This window comes from Chryseobacterium sp. 6424 (assembly GCF_003692615.1).
In the GTDB taxonomy this organism is placed as follows: Bacteria; Bacteroidota; Bacteroidia; order Flavobacteriales; family Weeksellaceae; genus Kaistella.
In genome coordinates this window covers 1000618-1016527 of record NZ_CP023540.1, presented here as the reverse complement: position 1 = coordinate 1016527, position 15910 = coordinate 1000618, and the positions used below count along the sequence as shown (strand labels likewise).

General features: G+C 44.3%; 13 protein-coding genes and 1 pseudogene. 4 read left to right on the top strand and 10 right to left on the bottom strand.

All coding sequences use genetic code 11. The features are described 5' to 3' along the window. Positions 1 to 14 precede the first annotated feature (14 nt). Genes CO230_RS04700 through CO230_RS04685 form a run of 4 tightly spaced genes read right to left on the bottom strand, consistent with a single transcriptional unit; the run spans position 15 to position 6572 of the window. A complete protein-coding gene (locus CO230_RS04700; protein WP_122027534.1) occupies positions 15 to 1406 on the bottom strand; it encodes a glucoamylase family protein in 1392 nt (463 codons plus the stop codon). Beyond that, positions 1407 to 2249, bottom strand: a complete 843-nt coding sequence (locus CO230_RS04695) for a LamG domain-containing protein (protein ID WP_122027533.1) — start codon at positions 2247 to 2249, stop codon at positions 1407 to 1409. It lies immediately after the preceding gene. A gap of 11 nt (positions 2250 to 2260) precedes the next feature. Next, entirely contained in the window at positions 2261 to 3739 is a 1479-nt protein-coding gene (locus CO230_RS04690) for a RagB/SusD family nutrient uptake outer membrane protein (RefSeq protein ID WP_122027532.1), read from the bottom strand. 10 nt (positions 3740 to 3749) lie between these two features. After that, on the bottom strand, positions 3750 to 6572 hold the full coding sequence (locus CO230_RS04685) for a SusC/RagA family TonB-linked outer membrane protein (protein WP_122028892.1): 2823 nt from the start codon (positions 6570 to 6572) through the stop codon (positions 3750 to 3752). Between the two features lie 185 nt (positions 6573 to 6757). On the opposite strand from CO230_RS04685, the gene CO230_RS04680 reads away from it, so the two are divergent. From CO230_RS04680 to CO230_RS04670, 3 genes are all read left to right on the top strand, one after another. Further along, a complete protein-coding gene (locus CO230_RS04680; RefSeq protein ID WP_122027531.1) occupies positions 6758 to 7441 on the top strand; it encodes a DUF4197 family protein in 684 nt (227 codons plus the stop codon). 65 nt (positions 7442 to 7506) lie between these two features. Next, positions 7507 to 7815 (top strand): DUF493 domain-containing protein, encoded by a 309-nt coding sequence (locus tag CO230_RS04675; RefSeq protein WP_185140503.1) that lies wholly within the window; start codon positions 7507 to 7509, stop codon positions 7813 to 7815. Positions 7816 to 7818: 3 nt separating this feature from the next. After that, the gene (locus tag CO230_RS04670) at positions 7819 to 8715 is read left to right on the top strand and encodes a TIGR01777 family oxidoreductase (protein ID WP_122027530.1); all 897 of its coding nucleotides are present in this window, start codon (positions 7819 to 7821) and stop codon (positions 8713 to 8715) included. A 1-nt stretch (position 8716) separates the two neighbouring features. Here CO230_RS04670 and CO230_RS04665 read toward each other — a convergent pair whose 3' ends face one another. The 4 genes and pseudogenes from CO230_RS04665 to CO230_RS04650 all read right to left on the bottom strand — a co-directional run bounded on the left by CO230_RS04665 (position 8717) and on the right by CO230_RS04650 (position 11540). Continuing rightward, positions 8717 to 9064 carry an arsenate reductase family protein gene (locus CO230_RS04665; protein WP_122027529.1) on the bottom strand — a complete coding sequence of 116 codons (348 nt, stop codon included), beginning with the start codon at positions 9062 to 9064 and terminating at the stop codon, positions 8717 to 8719. A gap of 14 nt (positions 9065 to 9078) precedes the next feature. Next, positions 9079 to 9692, bottom strand: a pseudogene (locus CO230_RS04660) (deoxynucleoside kinase). Between the two features lie 59 nt (positions 9693 to 9751). Further along, entirely contained in the window at positions 9752 to 10513 is a 762-nt protein-coding gene (locus CO230_RS04655; RefSeq protein WP_122027528.1) for a hypothetical protein, read from the bottom strand. Between the two features lie 4 nt (positions 10514 to 10517). Continuing rightward, complete coding sequence (locus tag CO230_RS04650) at positions 10518 to 11540, bottom strand: glutaminyl-peptide cyclotransferase (RefSeq protein ID WP_122027527.1); 1023 nt, start codon at positions 11538 to 11540, stop codon at positions 10518 to 10520. A gap of 99 nt (positions 11541 to 11639) precedes the next feature. Between CO230_RS04650 and CO230_RS04645 the strand changes: the two genes are divergently transcribed. After that, positions 11640 to 13250: a M1 family metallopeptidase gene (locus CO230_RS04645; protein WP_122027526.1), complete on the top strand. Its 1611-nt coding sequence runs from the start codon at positions 11640 to 11642 to the stop codon at positions 13248 to 13250. Positions 13251 to 13254: 4 nt separating this feature from the next. Here the strand turns inward: CO230_RS04645 and CO230_RS04640 are convergent, their stop codons facing one another. Next, positions 13255 to 14421: a sensor histidine kinase gene (locus tag CO230_RS04640; RefSeq protein ID WP_122027525.1), complete on the bottom strand. Its 1167-nt coding sequence runs from the start codon at positions 14419 to 14421 to the stop codon at positions 13255 to 13257. Next, positions 14421 to 15791: a D-alanyl-D-alanine carboxypeptidase/D-alanyl-D-alanine-endopeptidase gene (gene dacB / locus CO230_RS04635; protein ID WP_122027524.1), complete on the bottom strand. Its 1371-nt coding sequence runs from the start codon at positions 15789 to 15791 to the stop codon at positions 14421 to 14423. The genes CO230_RS04640 and dacB overlap by 1 nt, the downstream gene beginning before the upstream one ends. Between the last annotated feature and the right edge of the window lie 119 nt (positions 15792 to 15910).

Here is a 15910-nt window from a genome sequence, read left to right as displayed (position 1 = left end):
TAAATTTTTATTGGTTAAAACCCATATTTTGTAGAATGGAACCCCAACTTAAGCAATCCTTGACGCACTTCGGGCGCATTCATAAACAGGTTCCATAGAAATGATGAGCGATGATTCTCAATCATAGGTGCCATTGGTCCCTGGTCGATGGCCAGATAGCGTGGCGTCACCCAGTTATAATGCACGGAATAGGCATCATATGGCCCCGCGACCCCGATGTATCTTGAATAATTCTCATTGTAGAGGAAACGCAGGTAATCCATACTTTCATCAGGTGTATAGGGAAAACTTGAAATGGCCGCTGTAGGTGAAACTACACCCAAATCATTGTTTGGCTGGTGCGCGGCATATCCGGTAGTCCCGTCTCCGTTTCTGGTGTAACTTGCCGTCAGGCCCCAGTTTTTCGCGGAATAACCCCTCCAGTTCTTAGGATTGTTCACGCTGTACTGATGCATGATCTTTGCATGGTTTACCGCAGCTTGCCCATAATTTACATATTCATCAGACAGCCCTTGCGGATCAAGCCCAAGAAACGAATAATGTGACCAGAACATCGGTCCTACGGTTGAGTTTTGTACATTATGAGTTACGACTAACGGAATGTTGTACTGTGATGCGGAACTTTTTATTGCGCCATTCCGGGCCCAACCACCCTGATAGACCTCTTTTGAAATAGGATAGGTAGGTGAAGCCGCCGCCAACACATACGTGATAAGTGTTTCGTCAAAACCTCTCAATTGATGATTCATTTGGAAATCATAATTAGGAGACCAATGCCAATACAGCACATTTTCGCCTTGGGTAAACCATGTCCATTCTACGCCTTTCCACAGGGCATCTGCTTTGTCGCTCAACGCTTTTTCGGCAGTATCGGTTGAATTTTTAAAATATTCGCGTACACAGAGTAATCCTTGGACGAGGAAAGCAGTTTCAACCAGGTCGGCACCATTATCTTTGGTGCTGAATGGGATCACTTTCCCGGTAGCGCCATTCAGCCAGTGAGGCCAGGCACCATGAAAACGGCCGGCATCTTCTAAGAAACTGAGTGCGGTACCAAGTCTGGAAACCGCTTCAGCTCTCGGAACATAACCGTTTTTAATACCAACAAGTATTGTCATCAGGCCAAAGCCAGAACCTCCGGTAGAAACTACTCCCGCATCCATTCCCGGATTATCGGTATGATAACGCTCCCTTGCAAGTTTCGAGTTACTTTCGGCATAATCCCAGAAATACTTCAGTGCATCTTTCTGAACCATTTCTATGATTTGTGCATCTGTGTACACCGTTGTTGCTGGTGGCGGCGCTGGTGGTCCTACGACTGGTTCGGGGTCCCGCCCATTAGAACAACTGCCATAACTGAAAAGTATGGCAGTTGCAAATAAAAAGTTTCTGAAATTAGATTTCATTTATCTTTTTTGATTGAATAAAGTTTGGATCTCGGCTTGTGAAAGTGCCGTAGAATACATACGGAACTGGTCTATCCCCCCGACAAAAGAATTCTTCAGCCAGTCATCACCATTATTACTAATCTCTTGTGCAGTAAATTCCTGCGGTCCTGCACCAATTTTTAAACCGGTGATTTTAGAAGGTTCAAGAACGATATTCCCATGGTTGGTCCAAACGGGCTTGAACGGATGCGCCTGCCCATCCACATACATCGTCATGGTAGAGGTTTTGCCGTCATAAACAAATGCTAAGTGGTGCCATTGCCCGTTATAGATGCCTGTTGGGCTGTTTGCGTTCAACCATTCGAACCATTTTTCTCCGGTTTTGTCTTTCACGAAAAACTTAACCGTTGGTGATGCCACAGATCCTTCGGTCAACAAAAACATTGAACCACCCGACCAGTGATAACCCTGCGCAGCAGGCATACTGAAGATATGATTTGTTTGCATCTGAGATTTCTGGGCCCAGACTGATACGGTGAAGCTACCTGCTGATTGTGCAAAATCGTTCGCGCTGGAGTATTTGATATATTTATACCTCTCGCCCTGGACAGCTTTTCCTTTAATACCATCGATGGATTTCAATGGATTATTAGACGGGAATTTCGCGCGCACACTGTCAACAGCATTCATTAAAACATTTTCGGAAGTACCGTCGAAGGCGGCGTAAAATTTCAGTGGGCCACCCGGTTCAGAGGCATCTTTCGGATAATCGCCTAGCTCCGGACGGTCCAGATCTTGGCACGAAAAACCGATGAATGCCAGGGCCATGATGCCAAAAATATGTTTGATTTTATTTTTCATTGGTAAAAAAATTAATAATTAGGATTTTGAACTAAAACTCCCTGGGACTTATCAATCGCATCCTGTGGGATTGGGAAATACCTGTTCCTATCGGTATAGCCATAAGGTGCCAATACGGTTGGTGCGTCGCCCCAGCGTACAAGATCGTAGAATCTTTCGGACTCCATAGCGAACTCAATTCGTCTTTCATGCTTGATGGCCTCGCGCATGGCCGCCTGGCTTGTAGCGGTGGTTGCGGGTAAGCCAGCTCTGGTACGGATCATGTTGACGTAGGTAGTTGCTGTACCAATCTGCCCCAGTTCATTAGCGGCTTCGGCAGCCATCAGCAATACATCAGCGTAACGGATGAGCTTGATGTTTTCCCAATGGTTTTTGTTCTCGGCATATTGTTGTCTTTCAGATGGTAAAGTATAAGCTTTACCATTCCAATATTGCTGTACCAAAGGTGGCGCAGCAGGTAATACTAAATTCGCTGTATTATAGATATCCGGACCACCGGACTGTAGAATGGTGGTTTTCTTACGTAGATCGCCTGTCTCATAAGCAGCAACCAAGCCTTCCGAAGGAACATTAAAACCCCAGCCTAAATCCCAGACTCCGGAGCCTCTAACACCCTGACTTTCGTAATAATTGTTGGAATATTTAGTAGCGAAATCATAGGTTTTCTGAACTTCAAAGATAGATTCGGAAGAATTGTTACCTGCTTTGGTGAACTCTGCATCGTAAGATGGGTTCAGCATATAGGCACCGGAGTTTATTACATCCATGGAGTGCTCTAATGCTTTTGCCCAGTTGCGCTGCAGCAGGTACATTTTAGCCAACAGGCTGTTAGCCATGCCTTTGGTCGCTCTGCCACGGTAGGCACTTGCCCACTGTACCGGTAGCACGTCACGCGCTGCCATGAGGTCGCTGATGATTTGCGCATCCACCTCAGCGATGCTGTTTTTAGGTGCGATCTCATCTGCCGGGACGTCAATAGATTTTAGGTTGATCGGTACTTCGCCAAAATCTCTGCGTAACTGGAAGTAGCAGTATGCACGTATGGCTCTCGCTTCCGCGATGTTCACCAATGTCCCCTCCACTGTGCTGCCCGACTCTGTCGCGGTATTAATAAGTTCATTGGCAGCGAAGATTATCTTGTAAGGTCCGTTCCAAGCGTTTCTGATATGGCCATTGGTGGCCACGTACGCGAAGTTATTAAATACGTTCCCATCAGTCGCGGCATCGCCTGGGCTACTGCCTTTCTCATTATCATCTGCCCGGATGCTGTGTGTCCACAGATATGTAAAATCGCTCATACCACTTTCGGTACGTAAACTCGCATAAAGTCCGAATGCACTGGCCTCATATCCGCCCACTGGCACTTCGCCTATGGTAGGGCGTCCTTCCGGCCTTAGATCGAGCCAGTCTTCTGCGCAGCTCTGAAACGAAAAACTTGCAACGGAAAGTGCACCTAAAAGGATTAGATTTTTTGCTGATATTATTTTCATGTTGTATTATTTAAAAAGTTGCGTTGATGCCAAAAGTTGCGATTCGCGGGTTTGGATAACCACCGCCATTTACACCGAATGATGTGGCGCTACCTCCTGATTCTGGCGTAAATCCGTTAACGTGGTCCCAGGTCTTTAAGTTCTGTACGTTTACATAAACTTTAAGCGCCTCCAAACTTAGCCCACTAATCAGGCTCTTGTTAAAGTTATAACCTACCTGCACATTCCTGATCCGGAAGAAACTTCCGTCTTCGATCATATATGTAGAGTTTTCGCGGTTGTAGCCTGTAGCGGTGTAGCTGCGTGGCTCCCAGTTGGATGTCCCGGGTCCAGTCCAGCGCTCAAGCCTTTCGCTTCGGTAATTGAATGGCGCAAATGAGTTACCGTTACCCCAACCACGGAATACTTCATTACCATATACTCCGTAAAAATCTGCATCAATAAAGAATCCTTTATAATCTGCACCCAATGTGAAACCATACGTAAAATCTGGTGTTGGATCACCAATGACCGTTCTGTCATCAGGGGTAATTCTGCCATCACCGTTCACATCACGATACTTGAAATCCCCCGGGGCAACATCCCCAATGGTTGATGCAGGGCTTGAAAGTATATCAGCATAAGATTGATAAAGGCCTTCAACTATATACCCATAAAACGCGCCCATTGGTGAACCTGGCTGATAGATAGACGGTCCGTAGAATAAGCGGTCATTCTCGTTCAGTGTAGAGATTACATTGGTTTTGGTAGTGGTAAGGTTTGCGTTGAGATACCAGTTAAAGTTTTCGTTAACGGAATCCTTCCAACCGGCAGAGAATTCGAAACCTTTAGCTTCGATGTTACCGGCATTCATAAAGATACGTGGATTGGAGTTTACTACGTTGAGTAAATCCTCAGTTTTTCTGTTATAGTAAACTGCCTCCAAAGACAACTTCTTGCTGAATAACTGAGACTCAAAGCCAAATTCATAAGATTTTAGATGTTCCCAGCGCAGGTCTGTGGTTTCTTCATATTCTGGCACAAAGGCAGGATACAGATTCCCGTTAAATACCCCTGTGCCTCCCGGTACAAATACGGAATACCCGAAGTAATTATATGGCACATTTTGGTTACCCAAATCTCCGTAAGAACCTTTCAGTTTAAGATAATTAATAAACGTTACATCCTCCATGAAATTCTCACGGGAGATTTCATACGCGGCTCCTACTGACCAGAAAGAATCGAACCTGTTATCCGGCGCCAGTACAGAAGAACCATCGTATCTGTAAGAAGCGTTCAGCATATATTTATTGCTGTAATTATAAAGAACCCGCCCGAAGTACGATGCCTGGCGTCTTTTCACCTGAGAGCTGTTGGCTGTTCTTGTCGCTGTATCACCAAAGTCTGTATTCAAATACCAAAAACGCGGGTTGTTAGGGATTTGCCCCAGCGGACTTGATAGGCTTCCTCTTACGCTACCGCTCATACCTGTATATTCTTCAGCAATAGTCTCGAAACCTAATAAAGCGGTGAGATCATGGTTACCGAAACGGTTCTTATACGTCAATAACTGGTTTTGCTGGAAAAGGAAGTTTTTGTTCTCAAACTGGTTTATAGAAGTAAGCTGTCTGCCAGAGAATGGCGCTACACTATTGGTTTCTGGGATATAAATATCAAATACCGGCTGATATCCGCGACCAAATGAGTTGCGGTAATTCACAAAATAATTGGACCGGAAAGTCAGGTTATCTAAAATATCAAACTCCACATAGGCATTCGGGTTGAACTGTATATCTTTATTAAGTTGGGTATAGCGGTGGCCTTCAATATCAGCCAGTGGGTTGGCGATCTGTGCGGCACCCAATTGCTGTGGCAGCGAGTTGTAATAGCCATAATAATCACCCGGCGTCATATTAAGAGCTGAAACTACCGGTGTCGCGTTAAGCGCGGAACCAAAACTGCGAACCTGTGGCAACTTAGCGTATGATCCTGTAAGACCAAAGCCCATCCGCAACCTGTCGCTGATTTTTAGGTCATCATTAAATTTAAAGGTCATACGGCTGTACTTTTCGTACTTTATAGACCCTTCTTCATCATGGTACCCGAAGGAGAAGCTCATCCTGTTCTTATCACTACCATTCGATACGGTTACGTTATGCTGGTTGATGATACCGCCCTTTTGCGCAATCTCATCAATCCAATTGGTGTTTGCGTTAAAAAGGCTGAAGTCATACGGTTGAAGCCCTTGGTTTACCAAATCTTCATTATACAGTAGGCGGAACTCATCACCATTGGTGATATCAGGGCGGTTGTCGAAGGATTTCACACCGATAGAAGATGTCAAATTAACAGTAGTACGCCCGCTTCGGCCTCTTTTTGTCGTCACGATAATGGCTCCGTTCGCACCTCTGTTACCGAAGATCGCCAGTGAAGAGGCATCCTTAAGCACTTCCATAGATTCAATATCCGCAGGGTTCAGGAAGTCGATATTATTAGCAAACACCCCATCTACAATATATGCTGGCTGTGTTGCATTGATAGTTACAGTCCCACGGATTCTCACGTCCGCCTGAGAGCCGGGCTGCCCAGAGTTCACAATGGAAAGACCTGCCACTTTCCCTTGCAAAGAGTTCACGGGATTGGATGCCGGCTTATCATTTATTTCAGCACCCGAAACCTTCACGATAGAACCGGTAAGATCACGCTTCTTGGCTGTACCATACCCTATGACTACCACCTCTTCAATTTGCTGCTCACGGCTGGCGGTGTCCCGCGGTGTTTGTTGTGCATTTACATTCATCCCGAAATAAAATACTGCAACCATGCAGGGGACCCTTAAAATACTGTGTTTCATATAGTAGTTTTTGTTTTTATAAAAGCATGAGCCGGCAAGTGCCTTTCTCATTATATTTACTCAAAGTTAGAAATTAATTTTGGAAATATTTTCTATTTTTAAAAATATTATGTATAACCCTATATTTCAATATTTTCCCTTTGGCTCAGTATTTGAAAAAGGAGTTTTTAACCTTAATAATCAACATGAAAAAACACACAATTTTGGTCGCAACCATGGCCGTGGCCACTTTAGGAACCACTACCCAGTCTTGTCTGGCCATAGCCACTTCCAGTGTAGGCTTGGCAGTTCTTAAGCAGATTCTTCTGGGCGGTATTACCAAAGGGCTAAATATTTTTAGCGATAAAAACAGTTTCCTCTCTAACCAGCTTATTGATGCAGCGCTTCCACAGCAACTGCGTGATCTAAACAACACACTCGAACGAATTGGGCTCTCATCACTGGTACAAAAAGAAAGGGAATATATTGCACGCGCCGCAGCATTTACCGTAGAAACATCAAGACCAATTCTGGTAAACGCCGTGAATAGCCTCACCGCAGAGGATGCCGCAAGAATTGTACAGGGAGGCAGCGGTGCCGCCACACAAATCCTGCGTGAAAGGACTTCCGAGCAGCTTATAGCAGCCATTGCGCCAAAAGTGGATGCCAAACTGAATGAATTCGGACTTATAAGTTCCATAAACTCCGCATTGGCTGGTACTAATGTATTGGGCGGGCTGTTTGGCAGCCAAAATTCAAGTTCTACCCTCACCAGTGGCCTTAGCAGGTTGGCATCGCAACAGATGGTGAACGGCTTATTCAACATTATTGAAAGCCATGAGCAGCAGAATTCTGCCACGATTATGAATTCTCTGAACAGTGTCAGATAGAAATTATTGCTTAATTTTGAAGTTCCGGTAAATCCGGAATTTTTTTATAAAATTTAAATGAAAACATGATTAATATCATAGATAACCAGGAACAGACAAACCCAGATGACTTCTACGCTTCACTAAAAGAAAAGCTGGAGGCTACCCATGATTTCCCGGAAGATTACCTTTTTAAATTCATTATTACCAATCAAGAATCACGTCATACGGAGATTTACCGTGTGTTCGACGGTATTAAATTTACGCTGAACACCCGTGAAAGCAAAAACGGAAAATACACCTCTATCAGCATCAGCGCGTTTGTGCTTGATGCGGAGCAGGTTATTAATATTTATAGGGAAGTCGGTAAAATCCCCGGCGTAATGATGCTTTAAGGTATGAACATTCTCATCACAGGCGGCACCGGACTGGTGGGCAGATACCTCATCAAAATCCTGAAGGAAAAGAAACATACTGTACGCCTGCTGACGCGCAAAAAAACACCAAATCCCGAAAACTTCCACTGGAACATCGCTGAGGATTACATTGATGAAGCCGCTTTTGAAAACCTGGATGCCATCATACACCTCGCCGGCGCCAACATCAGTAAACCATGGACTGGCAGTTACAGGAAAGAACTTTACGAAAGTCGTGTACGATCTGCCGCGTTGCTTAAAAAATATTGTCTGGAGAAGAATGTGCACTTGCAGTCTTTCATCTCATCATCAGGTATTAATTATTACGGCACAGTAACCAGCGATCAAATCCTAACGGAAAAATCTCCCATCCTAAAACATGACTTCCTTTCGCAGTTGTGTGTTGCGTGGGAGTCTGCCGCGGAAGATTTTGAGGATATTGCAAGACGGGTAGTTTGCGTACGGACAGCCATGGTGTTGGCAAAAGATGGCGGCGCTTTCCCTTTGTTAAAAAAAACAACCGATTACCATGTGGCTTCCGCGCTGGGCACGGGTAAACAATGGATGAACTGGATCCATGCTGAAGACTTGGCTCGCATGTATGTTTATGCTTTGGAAAATGTTTCGGTGGAGGGGAAAATAAATGCGGTAGCTGATGATGTGGTGACCAACAAAGTTTTCATGAAATCTTTAGCAAAAACTTCGGGTAAAACTTTTTTACCGGTAAAAATACCTGCATTTATCATGAAAATGGCGCTGGGAGAAATGAGCGGCATTATTTTGGAAGGTACACGCGCCTCTAATGATAAGATAAAGACGCTGGGCTTTCGTTTTAAATACACTAAACTTTCGGAGGCGTTACAAGAGCTGGTCCACTAATTTATTTATCAATAAAAAACCGTACGTTTTCCACTGGTCGGCCAATCATCGCAATGGGACCTTTAATAAGGATTGGCCGCTGAATCAGCGATGGATTTTCGGACAGAACGTTAATCCATTCCTCATCGGAATGTTGTTTTGCAGCGAATTTTTCTTTGTAGAGCTTATCATTCTTACGAATCAACTCCTGCACACCTGCATTCAATTTCTTAAGCAAAGTCCTGATTTCCATTGGCGACAAAGGTTGCTCAATAAAATCAATGATCTCGAAGGCGACATTGTTTTCATCGAGATGCTCTAGAATGGCTTTGGATTTCGAGCAAGAGCCGTGGTATAGAACTTTTATCATCGCTCAACTTTTTTTTAGAACAAACCGTGCAGTTCGGTTTCTATTTTTTCAAGGATGAGGCCGAAATCTTCGGGCCGCTCCACAAAATCCAGATCATCAACTTCAATGATGAGCAGTTTTCCTTCCTTATAGCCAGAGATCCATTTTTCATACTTCTGGTTAAGTTTCGAGAGGTAATCTATGGAAATCGAGGCTTCATAATCCCGCCCGCGCTTGTAAATCTTCTTCACTAGGTTCGGAACATCAGATTTCAAATAGATCAGCAAATCGGGTGCCGAAACAAAATTCTTCATCAACTCGAAAAGCGAGGAGTAATTACTGAAATCGCGGTCGCTCATCAGTTGCATATCATTCAGGTTTTCGGCAAAGATATGGGCATCTTCATAGATGGTACGGTCTTGTACAATGTTCTGGCCGCTGTCGCGAATTTCTTTTACCTGACGGAAACGGCTGCCCAAAAATAGATCTGCAACGCAAAACTCCATTTATTCATATCCGCATAAAAATCTTCCAGATATGGGTTATGGTCTACATCTTCGAATTGTGCGTGCCATTTGTAATGTTTAGCCAGCATGGTGGTAAGGGTGGTTTTTCCGGCACCAATATTTCCTGTTACTGCAATATGCATGTTGAAAAAAATTAAGGATTGACTCATAAGACGCCGCTGCAGTAATGCCTGCCACAGTGTTATGATTTGATGGGGTAAAGATATAGTTTGTTCCCCCTGATTTCAAAATAAGAATCTGAATTTTTATCCACAATCGCGTCTTCAGCACCTTGGTAGAGAAGCGCTAAACCTGCGGCTCCCACTTGCCAGACCGCGTTTTTCTCAAAAATGAGGATGCTGGAGTTTTCCCGCATGAGTTTTCGTGGCTGCGCCAAAGGGTAAGCCGTCACATAGCTGGTTTTCATGTTGAGGACCGTAAGTCCCGATTGCGTTAAAATATAAGCCAGGCCATCATGCACAACCAGGTCCAGCACTGGGCTGGCAACAGCAAAAAACGGTAGTGAAGAAACCACTTTATCATCGCGATAATTATACTGCAGCAGTTGTTTCGAGCCTTCATCCATCAGCCAGATTTGTTGCAGATCTTCGGCATACGCCATCTTTATAAAACCAAACTTCTGCCGGAAACTAATGGTTTGAACGAGATTGAGATGATGGTCGTAAAAGCGGAGTTCCTGAGCGTTTTCCGAAAAAGCCGGAATACTCAGTGGATTTTGTACCGATTGTATGCGAAACGGAAGCGCGAACATCTGCTTGGCAAGCACACGTCCCGCAGCGTCGTATTTGGTAAAACTGAAATCCTGCGGTTTGTAAATATAGAAATTGCCATAGTCATCAGCAAAGAAATCCTGCATGCCCACCAGTGGTAAAGGCGGCGGCGTTTTTTGCTGCGCACCGAGCAGAGCACTACACAACAACAGAATATAAAACAGTGGTCTCATGGGATTATTTAATCACCACTTCATAGATTTTGTCCCAGTACTTCCCGGTAATCAGCATATTGTCGCCTTTAAAGGCAATGCCATTCAGTACATCGTCTTCGTTGGTGGTATGTTTTCTCGCGATCTCCGTAAAGTCAAACTTTCCTACCACTTCGCCGTTAGCCGGATTGATCTTCAGGATCATAGGTTTCTGCCACACGTTGGCGTAGATAAAACCCTTGTGATACTCCAGTTCGTTCAGTCGGTCATAAGCTTCGGCGTGGCCGGCCACGGATATGTATCGCACCACATTTGAAGGATTGGCCGGATCAAGGAAGTAGATATTCTTGGTACCGTCAGACAGTATCAGATTCTTGCCGTCGTATGTTAGGCCCCAGCCTTCACCCACTACATTTGGGTACGCAAATTCGCCAATTAAGCTTAGGTCGCTTTTGTTATAGATATAGCCTTTTTTATGATGCCAGGTGAGTTGGTAAATTTTATCACCAATAATCGTTGCGCCTTCAGAGAATATTTCGGCCGGTTGTGGTGTTTGTGCTATCGGCTCGGTACTTCCGAGAGTATATTTCAGGATTCTGGATGAGCCTTGCTGCCCGTCGGATTCATAAATTGTATTTCCTTCGGTCAGAAATCCCTGCACGAAATTTTCCGGGTCATGCGGATATTCATTGATGATCTCATATGCGATATTGGCCTCAGGATTCTTTGCAAAAACATTTATCGTGGCATCCTGATTCAGGATTTCGCCATTTTTCAGTTTGATGATGAATGTCACAGCGTTATCACCAAGGGTAAAAAACTGCGGATCAACAACCAAATTGCTGGTTTCTTTATCACCGAAACTTATCGAAATGCTCTCCGCTTGATCTGTCACTTCCTTAGGCAAATTCAGTCTGTCACCGAAACGGTACCCGCTACTTTCCATGGAAAGGTTATAATCGTTGAGACTGTTGAGGATTTCCTTGTCTTTGTTACATGATATAAAAAGCGTAAAAACCAAACAGACAAGCAGTATTCTGATATTCATTGATGATAAATTTCTTCAAAAATACTGATTTTTTTTATGATTAAGAACGGTTATGTTATGGCAACAAAAATTGATTATCTTTGACTTAAATCATTTCAGATGAGAAAAACCACGCTGCTTATTATCTTATTGTCCGGACTTTTACCGGCCCAGAACTTCACTAAACAGGACACGCTGAAAGGCTCGGATACGCATTTCCGCAACTTTTGGGATGTTAAGAAGTACGAGCTTTCTGTTGAGCCTAATTTTAATGAAAAATCTGTTTCGGGCAGCAATAAAATCACTTTTGAAATTACCCAAGAGGTACAGAACCCCGTATTTCAGATAGATCTGCAGCAACCTATGGCGTACCGACTCATTTCTGATGATAGCAAACTCAGCGCACGCCGCGAAGGGGATTTCATCTTTATTGAAACCAAGAAAAGCTATAAAAAAGGCGAAACACACACTTTTACGATAGATTATTGGGGACAGCCGGTGATCGCAAAAAACGCCCCGTGGGATGGCGGCTGGGTTTTTGCCAAGGACGCGAACGGAAATCCCTTTGTAAGTGTGGCCCAGGAAGGCATTGGCGCCTCGGTGTGGCTTCCTATTAAAGACCTCTGGAGTGATGAACCTGATGAGGGCATCGTGATGAAGATCATCACACCCAAAGACCTTACTGGCGTCGGAAATGGCCGTCTGATCTCAAAAACCACTGAGAACGATAAGAACATCTTTGTCTGGGAAGTTAAAAACCCGATTAATGCTTATTCCATCGTGCCGAGCGTTGGTAAATATGTCAATTTTAAAGATATTTATGACGGTGAAAAAGGCAAACTCGACCTTGATTATTGGGTACTGGACTACAATCTAGACAAGGCAAGAAAACAGTTTAAGCAAGTAAAACCGATGATGCAGGCATTCGAGTACTGGTTTGGCCCATATCCTTTTTATGAAGATTCTTATAAACTGGTCGAAACGCCTTATCTGGGTATGGAGCATCAGAGCAATGTCGCTTACGGCAACGGCTATGAAAACGGCTATCTAGGCCGCGATCTTTCCGGCACCGGCGTGGGCCTGAACTGGGATTTCATCATCATCCACGAAACCGGGCACGAATGGTTTGCCAACAGCATCACCGCCAAAGACCAAGCTGATATGTGGATCCATGAAGGATTCACCAGCTATTCCGAAACGCTTTTCACCGAAAAATATATGGATAAAGCTTCCGCAGAGAAGTATGTACAGGGCATCCGCCGTAATATTGCCAACGACATCCCGATTATCGGCACATACGGCGTAAGAAACGAGGGCAGTGGCGATATGTACTATAAAGGCGCCAATATGTTGCATACGATCCGCCAGATTATTGGGAATGATGACAAATTCCGGCAGATACTAAGAGGTTTGGGCAAAGAGTTTTACCATCAAACGGTTACCACGCAGCAGATTGAAAATTACTTCTCCAGACACTCGGGGATTGATCTGTCCAGTATATTCAATCAATATTTAAGAACGACAAAAGTCCCTGTTTTAGAATACTCGCAACGCGGGAATGAACTGAACTTCCGCTACACTAACGCAGTAGAGAACCTGCATATTCCATTGAAAATCAATGACTTTCAAATGATTACCCCGACAGACAAATGGCAAACAGTAAGACTAATGAATTTGCAACCTGTACAATTTGATGATAATTATTATGTGAAATATCAGTCCGTCAAATAGTTTCTCAGGTATTCTTGATGCTGATTCTAAAAGTAGTGCCCTTCCCTACTTCGGTGTGTGCGATGCGGATATCGCCGCGGTGATATTCCTTAATCACCCTTTTGGCCAGTGAGAGGCCTAAGCCCCAGCCACGTTTTTTTGTAGAATAACCCGCCTTGAAAGCGTTGCTGGCCTGGTAGCCCGTCATTCCTGCTCCGCTGTCTTTAAAATCAATAAAGATAGAGCGGTTTTTTTCGTACATGCAGATTTCGAGGCGGCCTTCGCCGCGCATGGCATCTACGGCATTCTTTACGATATTTTCAATCACCCAGCTCAGCAAGATACGGTTATGCGGAATCAGGATTTCTTCGTGCGGCAACACCAGGGTAAAGCGTACTTTGGTGGAGATCCGGGATTTCAGATAATCATAATTCTGCTGTAAGGTTTCATTGATATTCAGATCGTTCAGTTCGGGTACCGAGCCAATTTTGGAGAACCTTTCGGAGATGGTTTTCAGGCGGTTGATGTCTTTTTCAATTTCGCGCACGCCTTCGCTGTTTTCGTTTTCCATGCGAAGAATCTCAATCCACCCAATCATCGAGGAAAGCGGCGTGCCGATCTGGTGTGCGGTTTCTTTTGCCAAGCCAGCCCAAACATAGCCTTCATCAGTCTTCTTTATCGTGCGCAAAAACCAGAAGGAGAACCAAATGTAAGCAAAAACCAAAAGCCCCAAGATGTAAGGTGAATACCGCAGGTTGTTCAGCAAAGTAGAGTTCATATAGAAAACATACTGGTTGTTCCCGTTGGGCATCTGCAGTTCAATCGGTTGGTAGGATCTCTCCATTTTCACCAGCAGATCGCGCATTTTTTGGGGATCTTTTTGTACGTGTTCGGGGATATTTTTCTGAAAATCTGTCCCTATGGGGTTTTTGTTCTTATCGGTGACGATTACCGGGATCGTGTTGTTAGTTTTACTGATCTGAAGCAGCAGGTCAAGCGTCATAGGATCTTCAATGATCTCTTCCTGCTGATATTTCATCGCGGTCGCAAAAAGTTCGATACGCTTAATTTCCTCGCGCCGCAAATAGTCGATCAACACCACTGAGGCGACTACGACTGCTGTTATGGCCAAGGTAAGCAGAATATAAATCACCCAGTTATTGATCTTTGACAGAAAACTCCGGCGCTTCATTACTTCAGAATATTTAGGATTCGATATAAGGCCTCGGTGATGTCCGCGCCCTGATAATTATTCAGAATCACCGCATACACGTATTTATTACCGTCCTTGGTGGTATGGTAACCTGCAAAGGATTTCGTATTTTTCATGGTCCCGCTTTTCATTTTCATGCCGTTGCCTTGGGTGGGGAAGCCATCATGAAAAATTGTAAACCAACGCTGTTTGCTGCTCCACAATAACGCCTGCACTTCAGCCTTTGCCGATACATAGTTTTGGGGTGACAGTCCGCTCCCATCCGCGAAGTTTATCATCGCGGGATGTATGCCTTTACCTTTCCAGAAGTCTTTAAGATAGGTAATCCCCGCGGCAAAACTACCGTCGTTCATCTTTTCTTTCCCTAAAGTTTTAATTAAAGTTTCGCCGTATAGATTCACGCTTTTACGCATAAACCAGTAGATGATCTTATCTAAAGTGGGCGATTGATATTCGAGGATTTTAGGACCGCCTGATGTGTGAACCGTTTGTCCAGCAATGCGTTGAAGGTTGCCGGTGGTAATTTCTCCATTAAATTCAATATCCGACTGTTGAAGCCATTTCTGGATTTCCGTTCCCAGCGAAAGTGGCGGATTGGGTGTCGCACCCGAAACGGTCATGTTTTTATTTGGCAGCGTGCCGTTGATATAGGCTACATTAGAAAAAGGCGCCGTAAAGACCAAGCTTTGGTCGGAAGTCCCGCCGGTTTTAAGGTCAGACACCCAATTTACATGTGGTAGATCAATGTTTACCGACTTCATATCTCTACCGTTCATCTGAAGATCAAATTGGTTTTCGCGCCAGTTTACGCCCCAGACGCCAGCGCCATAATAGTTGCCGAGGTCGTTCCAGGGCCAGCCGCCGGGCACCGTCTGGAAATCGAAATACGTATCATCAATGATTAAATTACCGGTAATTTTTTTAATTCCGTGCTGTTGCAATGCCGCCAAAAGTTTCTTTTTGAAATCTTCGGGCTTGTAGCCATCGTAGCGCCAGCTGCCCAGTGTAGAGTCACCATTCGAGGTGATAAGAAGATTGCCGTTTAAACTTCCACCCGAGATCTTACCGTCATAAGATACCGTTGTGGTATATCTATAATCTGCGCCCAGGGTTTCCAATGCTGCCCCAGCCGTAAAGATCTTCTGTGTAGATGCCGATGAAAGTCCTTGATTGCCATTATATTCGTACACGAGCCTCCCTTCTGCATCTGCTACATAAACAGAAATGTTCGCGGAATAAGCGGCGGATGTCTTTAGAAGATTTTGGGTTGCCTGCGCTAATTTCTCGGTGATCTGTTGTGCAGATAAAACCTGCGTCAGCAGTAGGAAAATAAAAATCAGTCGGTTCATGTATTTTTTATTTTCAAATATAATGATTTAAAAATTTTGGGTTCAGCAGTAAAGCGCCAATATACTTGCGTCAACAAAAATCCATCATACCTATTGTTTAATTTGGGTTTGGCATTGAT